Source organism: Prevotella sp. HMSC073D09, assembly GCF_001814145.1.
GTDB lineage: Bacteria > Bacteroidota > Bacteroidia > Bacteroidales > Bacteroidaceae > Prevotella > Prevotella conceptionensis.
Genome location: NZ_KV815047.1, coordinates 1 through 10292, shown reverse-complemented (window position 1 = coordinate 10292; position 10292 = coordinate 1). Strand labels below are relative to the sequence as shown.

The 10292-nt window shown below is 47.1% G+C and carries 10 protein-coding genes; 6 read left to right on the top strand and 4 right to left on the bottom strand.

Annotated elements, in window-relative coordinates; translation table 11 throughout:
* The 4 genes from HMPREF2955_RS16450 to HMPREF2955_RS02160 form a co-directional block, all read left to right on the top strand.
* On the top strand, nucleotides 1–284 hold a 284-nt coding region (locus HMPREF2955_RS16450; protein WP_246830044.1), incomplete at its 5' end, for a hypothetical protein.
* Between the two features lie 739 nt (nucleotides 285–1023).
* A complete protein-coding gene (gene metA, locus HMPREF2955_RS02170; protein ID WP_070720456.1) occupies nucleotides 1024–1941 on the top strand; it encodes a homoserine O-acetyltransferase MetA in 918 nt (305 codons plus the stop codon).
* A gap of 13 nt (nucleotides 1942–1954) precedes the next feature.
* On the top strand, nucleotides 1955–3817 hold the full coding sequence (locus HMPREF2955_RS02165) for a peptidase U32 family protein (RefSeq protein WP_070720454.1): 1863 nt from the start codon (nucleotides 1955–1957) through the stop codon (nucleotides 3815–3817).
* A complete protein-coding gene (locus tag HMPREF2955_RS02160) occupies nucleotides 3807–4817 on the top strand; it encodes a beta-carotene 15,15'-monooxygenase (protein WP_070720452.1) in 1011 nt (336 codons plus the stop codon). The genes HMPREF2955_RS02165 and HMPREF2955_RS02160 overlap by 11 nt, the downstream gene beginning before the upstream one ends.
* Before the next feature lie 97 nt (nucleotides 4818–4914).
* On the opposite strand, the gene HMPREF2955_RS02155 is transcribed toward HMPREF2955_RS02160, so the two are convergent.
* Nucleotides 4915–6234 (bottom strand): MATE family efflux transporter, encoded by a 1320-nt coding sequence (locus HMPREF2955_RS02155; protein ID WP_070720476.1) that lies wholly within the window; start codon nucleotides 6232–6234, stop codon nucleotides 4915–4917.
* A 445-nt stretch (nucleotides 6235–6679) separates the two neighbouring features.
* Here HMPREF2955_RS02155 and HMPREF2955_RS02150 point away from each other — a divergent pair, with 445 nt between their 5' ends.
* The gene (locus HMPREF2955_RS02150; protein WP_070720450.1) at nucleotides 6680–7282 is read left to right on the top strand and encodes a hypothetical protein; all 603 of its coding nucleotides are present in this window, start codon (nucleotides 6680–6682) and stop codon (nucleotides 7280–7282) included.
* Nucleotides 7282–7566: a winged helix-turn-helix domain-containing protein gene (locus HMPREF2955_RS02145; protein WP_044259821.1), complete on the top strand. Its 285-nt coding sequence runs from the start codon at nucleotides 7282–7284 to the stop codon at nucleotides 7564–7566. The genes HMPREF2955_RS02150 and HMPREF2955_RS02145 overlap by 1 nt, the downstream gene beginning before the upstream one ends.
* A 158-nt stretch (nucleotides 7567–7724) precedes the next feature.
* On the opposite strand, the gene HMPREF2955_RS02140 is transcribed toward HMPREF2955_RS02145, so the two are convergent.
* The 3 genes from HMPREF2955_RS02140 to HMPREF2955_RS02130 all read right to left on the bottom strand — a co-directional run.
* Nucleotides 7725–8549 carry an ADP-ribosylglycohydrolase family protein gene (locus tag HMPREF2955_RS02140; protein ID WP_070720448.1) on the bottom strand — a complete coding sequence of 275 codons (825 nt, stop codon included), beginning with the start codon at nucleotides 8547–8549 and terminating at the stop codon, nucleotides 7725–7727.
* A 258-nt stretch (nucleotides 8550–8807) separates the two neighbouring features.
* Entirely contained in the window at nucleotides 8808–9500 is a 693-nt protein-coding gene (locus tag HMPREF2955_RS02135; protein ID WP_070720446.1) for an NUDIX hydrolase, read from the bottom strand.
* Between the two features lie 202 nt (nucleotides 9501–9702).
* The coding region (locus HMPREF2955_RS02130) for an IS982 family transposase (protein ID WP_070720444.1) at nucleotides 9703–10292 on the bottom strand (590 nt) is incomplete at its 5' end.

Sequence of the window (10292 nt, the reverse complement as noted above, 5' to 3'; positions counted from 1 at the left end):
CCTGCATTTTGCACCATTTAGCCTTTCTATTTTGTTTGCCAACTCATTATTTATTACACCCAATTACCCACTTTTTGCCCCTAAAAACCCACTTTTTAATGGCTATTTTGCCCATTTTAGCCATGTTTTTCTTGGCTCTAAAAGGTTTTGTTTATACTGTTACAGTGGATATTTATGCTTTTCGTCTTGCATTTAGCAGCAAATCGCACTGCATTTTGCACCATTTTACCTTGCGTTTAGCACCAAAACGCACTGCATTTAGCGGCATTTTACCTTGCGTTTAGCATCAAAACGCACTGCATTTTGCAGCAAATTGCAGTACATTTAGCCGCAAATAGCCCCAAATGTGGTACTAATGGCGGTTTCTATAAATAAATATTCACTTTGCCACATGCACGGGCTACCTCCTTTTTGATCAAAACTAACCTTCGCGAGAATCGATTTTTTGAGACAAGGTGAGCGGTTGGTGGATGATTTGGGTACTCATAGTGTTAAAAATTATGCTGAAAAGAAGACAAATGGTGACCAGTTGACGAGTTAACAAGTAGACAAGTTGACGAGTAAACAAGTTGGCTGGTTGACGAGTAGGAAAGTGGACGAGTTAACAAGTAGACAAGTTGGCGAGTAAACAAGTTGGCAAGTTAACGAGTAGGCTGGTTGACAAGTAAACAAGTTGGCGAGTTGGTAAGTAAACAAGTTGGTGAGTAGAGGGGTTGGTATGTTGGCTGTTTAGCAAGTAAACAAGTTGACGAGTAGGCTAGTTTCAGGTTTTCGGGTGTGTCTATTAGTTGGCAAGTATATCAGTTAGCGAGTTGATAAGTTGATAAGTCGACCGATAAACGAGTTTACAAGTGCTTGTTTTGTTAACCATTCCCATCGTCTAACCCGCGTTTCCGCTTTCTTGTTTCGCCAAAAATTGCTACCTTTGCATAAGGCAAGCAAGAGTGCGAGGTGCAAAAGCAAACACCTTGCTGTTTGTTCGCGTGCCAATATTCAAGTTTAGCTTTGTTAAAGTAAGCCGCAATGCCACTACGCATCCCCGACAAGTTACCCGCAATAGACATACTTATGCGTGAAAATATCTTCGTGATGGATAGTTCGAGAGCCACCACGCAAGACATTCGGCCGCTTAGGATTGTTGTTCTCAACCTCATGCCGTTGAAAATAACAACCGAAACGGACCTTATACGCCTGCTTTCTAACACACCCCTGCAATTGGAGGTGAGCTTTATGAAACTGCAAAGCCATACGCCGAAGAATACGCCCATTGAACACATGATGAGTTTTTACGAAGACTTCACTACAATGCGCAATCAGAAGTTCGACGGAATGATTGTTACGGGCGCGCCGGTAGAACATCTTCCGTTTGAGGAAGTGAGCTATTGGGTAGAGGTTACGGAGATTTTCGAGTGGGCTAAAACCCATGTCACCAGTACGCTTTACATCTGCTGGGCAGCACAAGCAGGACTGTATTACCATTATGGCATAACCAAGCATCCGTTAAAAGAGAAGATGTTCGGCGTGTTTGAACAAACCCCGCTGTTGCCTTTGCTGCCCATATTCCGCGGTTTCGACAACCGTTTCAACATGCCACATAGCAGGCACACCGAGGTTAGGCGCGAAGACATCGTGCAAAACGAGGACTTAACGCTTGTGGTAGAGTCGGAACATAGCGGCGTGGGCATGGTGATGGCGCGCGGCGGACGCGAGTTTTTCATCATGGGACACTTGGAGTACGCGCCCAACACGCTCGACACAGAGTTTAAACGCGACTGGGGAAAGCGCGCAGGCGTGTCTGTTCCGCAGCATTATTACCCCAACGACGACCCAACGCAGCCGCCACTCGTTACCTGGCGAGCGCATGCCAACCTGCTGTTCAGCAATTGGATAAACTATTATGTATATCAGGAAACCCCATATAACATCAACGACATTAAATAATAACCACAGGCGAATGAGACATTTAGAGCTACTTGCACCAGCCAAGAACCTAGAATGCGGTATGGCGGCCGTAGACCACGGAGCTGATGCCGTATATATCGGCGCAAGCCGTTTTGGTGCAAGGGCTGCCGCTGGGAATAGCGTTGCAGACATCGCCGAGCTGTGCACTTACGCTCACCGCTTTGGGGTAAAGGTGTATGTTACGGTAAACACCATCGTGTACGAAAATGAGTTGGACGAGACACAACGCCTTATTTGGGAACTGTATCGCGCAGGAGCCGATGCCATATTGGTGCAAGACATGGGCTTACTTAAAATGCAGCTGCCCCCAATAGCTTTGCACGCCAGCACACAGACCGATAACCGTTCGGCCGAAAAGGTGAATTGGCTGCTGGAACATGGCTTTGAACGCGTGGTTTTGGCGCGAGAGCTTTCGATAGACGAGATAAAGAGCATACACGAGCAACTGCCGCAGGCCGAACTTGAAGTGTTTGTGCACGGCGCGCTGTGTGTTAGCTATTCGGGTGTGTGCTATGTGTCGCAACATTGTTTTTCGCGCAGTGCCAATCGTGGTGCTTGCGCGCAGTTCTGCCGCATGAAGTTCGACTTGATAGATGCAACGGGCAAGATTATCGAACGCCAACGCTATCTGCTTTCGATGAAAGACCTTAGCCAGATAGATCATTTGGAGGAATTGGCAGAGGCAGGAGCCACTTCGTTTAAGATTGAAGGGCGACTCAAAGACATGGCCTATGTTAAGAATGTGGTGTCGGCATACAGTCAAAAGCTGAACCAATTGGTGCGAAAATATCCGCAACGTTACTGTCGTGCATCGCTTGGCAAGGTGGAATATGCCTTCGAACCCAGCCTTAAAAAGACTTTTAACCGCGGCTATACCGACTATTTTGCCAACGGAAGGCAGCAGGGTATCGCCTCTTTTGATACGCCTAAGGCTATGGGAGAGCATGTTGGGCATGTGAAGGAGTTGCGTGGCAATTCGTTTAACGTGGCTACTACGGCTAGTTTTGCCAACGGCGACGGGCTTTGCTTTATCAATGCCGACCGCGAATTGGTGGGCTTTCGGGTAAATCGAGCCGAGGGGAACCGACTTTTTCCGCTGAAAATGCCCGAAGGATTGAAACCGGGAATGTCGCTCTATCGTAACAACGATGAGGCTTTCGGCAAGGTGTTGGCCCGTCAAACAGCCGTGCGAAAAGTGCCTTTGCACATGAAGTTGCGGTTGGCAAGCGATGGGGTGGAGCTTGAAACGGCCATTATTCATGGTGGCGAATGCGTGCAACGGCGCGTAGATAGTTTGCCATGCGAACATCAGCAGGCACAAAAGCCGCAACACGAAAACATTGTTAGGCAGCTAACTAAGCTTGGAAGTACGCCTTACACCTGTTTGGAGGTTGAATTGGAGCCTGCGGTTGAAGGGCTTTTCATTCCTTCTAGTCTGTTGGCCGACCTGCGTAGGCGAGCCACAGATGCACTAATGAATCCGCCATTGCATCTTACCGACCAACCACGAACGTTGCCTACACCCCCCGAACGCAAGCAAACATTGGCATGGACACCCATGTATAAGCGCCATTCGTACCTTTATAATGCCTCTAACCACTTGTCGAAGGCCTTTTATGAAGCGGAAGGTTTGTCGGATATTGGCGATGCTTTCGAGGTGAAAAAGCCCCAACCCAAGGATGCTTTGCTGATGCAATGCCGCCATTGCATACGGTTTTCGTTGGGGCATTGTGTGAAACATGGTGGTACAAAGCCCACATGGAAAGAGCCGTTATATCTGCAATTGGGCGACAATAGGCGGTTTAGGCTCGATTTTAATTGCGCTGAGTGTCAAATGGACTTATATGCAGAATGATATGAAAAAGGGTTTGATGCTTAACATCGTGTCCTTGTTAGCGTTGTTGTTGCTGCTTTCGGGCTGTTACCATCAACCGCCAACGCATAACGAAGGAACAGCTGACTTAACCGAAGAACAACTCGATTCGCTTTCGTTCTCGGCATCGCACCATTATTCTAATAACTACAACTTTGTGGTGAAAGCCGACTCGCTGCCGCTCGTTAGGCAGCAACCCGAAGAGCTTGTTACCGATGTTGTGCTCGACACACTTTACATTAAACGTCACGACCATGTGGTTGTGGCCGACATTCGCATTGTTCCTGCAAGCGGAGAAGACTCTGTTTGGGTGCAGTTGGCGCGCGACCAGTCTACCTTTGGCTGGATAAACGAGACGCAACTGTTGCCCAATGTCGTACCCGACGACCCCATTTCGCAGTTCATTTCCACCTTCTCTGATGTGCATTTTCTCATCTTTCTCGTGGTGATATGTGTCATCGGCATGTTGTATTTGGCGCTTAAAATCGTTCGTGCGAAGGCCTTTTTGGTGCATGTGCGTGACATCGACTCGTTTTATCCCACGCTCTTGGCCTTGCTTGTAGCTGCATCGGCCACGTTTTATGCCAGCATTCAGCTCTTCGCGGCCGACACTTGGCGGCATTTTTACTATCATCCCACGCTCAATCCGTTCACAGTTCCGCTGCTGCTTTCTGTCTTTCTTGCTTCGGTTTGGGCAATTCTCATCATCGGTTTAGCCACCATAGACGATGTTCGACATAAGCTGCCGTTTAGCGATGCCATGCTTTATCTCTGTGGTTTGGCAGGTGTTTGTGCGGTAAACTACATCGTTTTCAGCATCAGCACGCTTTATTATGTGGGCTATCCCTTGCTCTTGGCCTATGGTTATTGGGCCATTAGGCAATATTTGGCCTACAACCGCAGTCGCTATGTCTGCGGAAACTGCGGTGCAGCACTGCATTCCAAGGGGCGTTGTCCACGTTGTGGGTCGTTTAATCAGTAGCGGTTAAGGGTTGTACACCTATTAAGGAGCATACCCCTTATTGGCCAATGGTCAGCAAGGGGGATGTTTCTTTTTTGCCTTTTCTTCTGTTATTATATTACGTTTGCTGCAAAGCCTTCACGCCCTCGATGCGTTTGAAGAGGTAAGTTTGTATCAATCCGCGGCTGGCAAGATAGAGAATGAAGGCCAACCACAAGGCATGGTTGCCAAGAAAAGACCTTAACAGGTAGAACGCAGCAAAGAAAAGCAGGGCGGCTAAGGCCGACGAGGTGAGCATTCCGCGTGTGGCTGTGATGCCAATAAACACGCCGTCCCACACAAAAGCGGCCATACCTGCAAGCGGAAGGGCGATGGTCCAACCGAAATAGGGTAGGGCAGAGGCGATCACTTGTTGGTCGTTGGTGAGCAATTCCAGGAAACTACGTCCGCCTGACGTATATAATAAGGTGAACGCAAGCACCATTGCGCCGCCCCAAACGAACAAACGGCGGATGGTATCGTTGAAGGCCAGCTTGTTTTTTGCACCATAATACTTGCCGCCTACGGCCTCGCCAGCATACGCAAAGCCGTCCATGAAGTACGAAAAAATGGTGTGCAGTTGAAGTAACAACGTGTTTACGGCCAGTATCATTGTGCCTTGTGCCGAGCCTGCCGACGTAAAGAAGAAGTTAACTGCCACAAGGAAGAGGGTGCGAAGAAAAATATCGCGGTTAACTTTGAAAAAAGACGTCATGGCAGTATGGGTAATTACGCCCCTCATGTTAAAGTGAATGCGCAGCTTGGGACGGTATTGTGTGAGGAAAAGCGCCACGGCCGCGAGCATTCCCGACCACTGTGCCACCAACGTTCCGATGGCAACGCCCTCGATGTTCATGCCTGCAAAGAGCACCAAAGCTAGGCTAACGCAGATGTTTACCACGTTTTGCATGATGGAGATAAACATGGGTATGCGCGTGTTTTGCATGCCAATGAACCATCCCATGAAACCATATAGCCCCAACATGGCAGGTGCGCCCCAGATGCAGACGTTGAAATAGCGTTGCGCCATTTGGCTGATTTCGGGTGTGGGCCGCATCAAGAACAATGCGCCTTGTGCAATGGGGTATTGCAAAAGGATGATGGCGAGGGCGATAAGCAGGCCGATAAGCTGAGAACGAAGTAACAGTTTGGTCACCTCTTCAAGGTTTCGGGCCCCGTATGCTTGCGAGGTCATGCCGCTTGTTCCCATGCGTAAGAATCCGAATAGCCAATAGATAACGTTGAAAATCATGCTGCCCACGGCGATAGCGCCAATGTATGCAGCATTACCTAGGTGTCCCATGATGGCTACATCCACCATTCCTAACAGCGGAACGGTGATGTTTGATATGATAGAGGGGATGGCTATGTTGAGTATTTCTTTGTCGCGCGGTTTCATTTTCTTCATTTCAGAGGGCAAATGCTCGCTTATCTCGCTCACGGCACTAGCCGTTTGTAGAGCTTTTGCAGCGCTTGCCCGTTTCAAGGTGCGAAGTTAGCCATATTCAGACGAGTGCGCAAGTTTTGTCGACAGAAAGTGTTGAGATGTGCAACTGTTGGTGTGGTGTGTTTGTTTTCTTCTTCCTTACAATTCTCCTTAATGGCTGTCGAAATGTTAAATCTTTACATCTGCATGCTCTTTTCTTTGCAATGCGCTTGGTTTATATTATAAACTTATTTATCTTTGCAATGGAAATAGTTCCTAAAAGGTGCGTTCCAATATTTTTTTTCGCCGCAAAGTTTATAACGTAAACTTGTTTATTGCCTAACAAACAGCTATTCGGCCGGAGCTTATCAGTGGGTAAGGCGTTCACAAAGAAGTGTAACTTAAAAAATTATGAGTAATGGAAGAGAAGAAAATTACTGAGCAAGAGAGTTTGGAACTGATTGCTCGAATGATAGCATCGACGAAAGAAAACCTCGAAGTAGGTCGCGGAAACCGATTTCTCTATTTTGGTTATTTCGCATTCGTTCTTAGTATAGTGGTGTTCGCTTGTGTTAAGTTAACCAATAGCAACCAGTTCTCGGGACTGTGGTGGCTAATGTTTTTGTGTTGGGCCATTGTGTCGTGGAAGTCTAAAAAACCAAAGGTGGTTACCTATACAGATCGTGCACTCAATAGCGTTTGGATGGTTGTGGGGCTGATGTTCTGCCTTTCTACTGTGTATTTGTTGGCTTCTGCCTTCATTACTCGTAATTCCGACATGACGCTTATGATGCCGTTCTCACTCTTGTTTGTGAGTGTTGGCACCTCGATGACGGGCGTAATCGTTCGTAATCATACCATAACCTATCTGCCATTGGTTTCTGCAATCGTTGCGTTCTACATGCTAAACAGCCTGTATTTTGCCCACCCTTACGTGTGGTGGCATTTGCTTTTTGCTTTCGCTTCGGTGTTCAATATGATTATACCAGGCCATTTGTTAAACAATAAAACGAGTAAATGATGTTCAGAGAGTTAGACCCGTTGTTGCATTCGCAACTTCGACTGGCCGTAGTCTCTTTGCTCGTGGGGCTTGATGAGGCCGACTTCGTTTACTTAAAAGAGAAAACAGAAGCCACGGCGGGTAATCTGAGCGTGCAAATAGACAAGTTGAGTCAGGCAGGATATATTGAAGTGGAGAAGGGCTTTGAAGGCAAACGCCCACGAACCGTTTGCCGAATAACCGCCCAGGGGCGCGCGGCCTTTGCCGAATATGTAGACGCATTGAAAGACTATATACGTAAGTAACAGTTTCGCAAGATAAAAAGGTGCAAGTTGCCGGTCTAGAAAAAGCCAGCAACTTGCACCTTTTTTGTAGGCGATAATTGTCCTTCTCTCCATAGATTTACATCACCTTTGTGCCAATTCCACATTTTGTTCAACGCACTTTACTGTGGCATTAATGCCTATTCTGTGGCTCTATCGCAGTTTTCAAGCGTCTTTTCAACGTATTCGTCGAACGCTTTACTAACGTCGAGCATCCATCTGGGCAGCTTGTTTTTGGCGTTTTTCACCAACTCTGAGGGCATGTCTTTATAATGTGCGTAGGCAATAGGCCCAGCAATAGCCGCGAGCGTGTCGGCATCTCCGCCCAAAGCAATGGCCAATTTAATGCAGCTGGAATAGTCGTTGCTTTCTAAAAAGCAAATCAATGCTGCTGGAATGGTTATTTGGCACGTCTCGTCGAAGTGATAATCGCGTTGTATTTCCTTGTACAAACGCCCCGTCCATTGTGGATAGTAGACGTCTAACACCTTTTCGCGGATAAAGGTTTTGCTTTTGTTTTGCATGGCGTAAAAAATGGCTAAGGCCGTAGCCACCGCCCCTTTTATGCCTTCAGGGTGGTTATGGGTAGGCATGACGGTGCTTGTTGCAAGGTTAACGCACTCGTTTGAGGTGGTTGCCATAAATCCAGCAGCAGCTACGCGCATGGCACTTCCGTTGCCAAACGAGTTGTATGGAGGTGTAACTTGGGGCCGATTTAACCATTGGTGGAAACGTCCGCCATAGCCTCGCCCTTTCTCCATGCGGCATCTTGTCCATAACGTAGTGGCCATGTCGGTATGATTGAGTAAGGATTCTGCGCAAGCGAAAGTGCAAACCGTATCGTCGGTATATGTGCTTTGGGAAGTTAAGAGCTGCACATCATCGTAATTCTTCGTGCGATTGTCAAACTCGTAGGGCATGCCGGCGATGTCGCCAACAGCCACACTGATAAGTAGGTCTTTCATTTCGATTGTTTTTTTTATTGCGTTGAGTATGTGAGTTTTTAGTTTATGCGTTTATGAGTTTTAGCAAGGGTAATATTGAATGACAAGCATTCTAAGTTATGGCTTTGTGAGAATGAAGAGGCAGAAGAAGTCATAAACTCACAATTTTATGGATTTACCGAACTTTCTCATCCTAAACTTATGAATTCATGAACTTGTAATCACATGCCCCCGCAAGTTTACCAACTCACGAACTGATAAACTCAGAAACTTAAATGCCTAAAATTCTAATCTAAATCCCTTTTGCTTTAATTCGTCGTAACTTTCCTTATTAAAGCGGTAAAGGCGTGCTTCGCGTTTTGGGGTGGGCTTTACAGTTTCGTCTAGTGGCGTGAGAATGTTGAAGTGGAGCATCTTTTTCGAGAAGTTACCACGGTCGAAATGCACATCGAGAATAGACTCGTAGAGGTTTTGTAGCTGTCGCATGGTGAACTTTTCGGGCAACAATTCAAAGCCGATAGGTTGAAAATGGATGCGCTCGCGCAGATGTTTCAGCGCATCGCGAAGAATAACATCGTGGTCGAAAGCCAACTGTGGCACCTCGTCAATGGCAAACCATTGCGCCTTACTGGCATCATCGCCTGCCTTCACCTCTTGTATTCTAACTAGTGCAAGGAAAGCAACGGTGATAACCCTTTCGCGTGGGTCGCGGTTAGGGTCGCTGTAAGTGTGAAACTGTTGCACCGTGGTTCCTTTCAGTGCTGTCTCTTCTTCTAGTTCGCGCAACGCGCCGTCTTCGCACGATTCGTCCATTTGTACGAACCCACCAGGGAATGCCCATCTGCCTTTATATGGGTCTTGACCTCGCTCTATAAGCAAAACTTTCAGCTTTCCGCCATCGAAACCGAAGATAATACAATCGGCTGTAACCGACGGATGTGGGTATTTGTACGCATACTTTTTCTCTTCCATAAGTACTTCTTGTGTATTAGTTACACCGCAAAGTTAGTCATTTGTTTTCGTATAGCCAAACAAATGGGGTGTAATTTACACGAGATAACGTGCTACATATCTGTAAACAGCTAATTAACAGCCGCTTTGTTTCGTTCAGAATCGATATTGTTTTGCCCTAACTCAGCCCTAACTTTTGCGCCAGTTTGGGTTAAGGATTTGCTTAGAATAGTTCCAATTGTCTACTCTTTTCAATACGCACTGGCAGTGCCTCGGGCTTATTCTCGAAGAAACAGTATGCAGCCAATGCCGCACAGAGATTCATGAGGAAGTTATGTACGGAGCGATGGCGTGAATGGACAAGGTTGGCCTTGTTCTTGAGCAATTCGTTGATGCATTCTATTATATATCGCTTGCGCAGCATCATCTTGTCCCACAAGGGCATAAGCTTGTTTTTCATGTTCGACTTGAGCCCGTGAACAAGATGGATACCTTGGTTGAAGAGGTTCTCAAAGAATTCTTGCTTGATGTACCCCCTGTCGGCAAACACTTTGCCGTAGAGCACTTTGGTAAAGACCTTCCACACCATGGGATCCCTGTCGTCCACGTTTGCGGGAGTCAGGCAGAAGGTGAGCACGTCGCCCATCTCGTTGCACAGCAGATGCAGCTTGAAACCATGACACCAGCCCATCGTTCCCTTTCCGTTCTTGGCAAGCCCATCAAACACCTTGTTGAATTTCCTTCTCATGTTGTGGCATACGGGAATCATCGTACTGTCTACGAAACTAATGCCCGTGCACTTTCCAAAACCTT

Bases quoted from the DNA above. Each gene is read 5' to 3' on its own strand.
- metA (WP_070720456.1), top strand. From the start codon at position 1,024: ATGCCACTACGCATCCCCGACAAGTTACCCGCAATAGACATACTTATG.
- HMPREF2955_RS02165 (WP_070720454.1), top strand. From the start codon at position 1,955: ATGAGACATTTAGAGCTACTTGCACCAGCCAAGAACCTAGAATGCGGT.
- HMPREF2955_RS02160 (WP_070720452.1), top strand. From the start codon at position 3,807: ATGCAGAATGATATGAAAAAGGGTTTGATGCTTAACATCGTGTCCTTG.
- HMPREF2955_RS02155 (WP_070720476.1), bottom strand. From the start codon at position 6,234: ATGAAACCGCGCGACAAAGAAATACTCAACATAGCCATCCCCTCTATC.
- HMPREF2955_RS02150 (WP_070720450.1), top strand. From the start codon at position 6,680: ATGGAAGAGAAGAAAATTACTGAGCAAGAGAGTTTGGAACTGATTGCT.
- HMPREF2955_RS02145 (WP_044259821.1), top strand. From the start codon at position 7,282: ATGTTCAGAGAGTTAGACCCGTTGTTGCATTCGCAACTTCGACTGGCC.
- HMPREF2955_RS02140 (WP_070720448.1), bottom strand. From the start codon at position 8,549: ATGAAAGACCTACTTATCAGTGTGGCTGTTGGCGACATCGCCGGCATG.
- HMPREF2955_RS02135 (WP_070720446.1), bottom strand. From the start codon at position 9,500: ATGGAAGAGAAAAAGTATGCGTACAAATACCCACATCCGTCGGTTACA.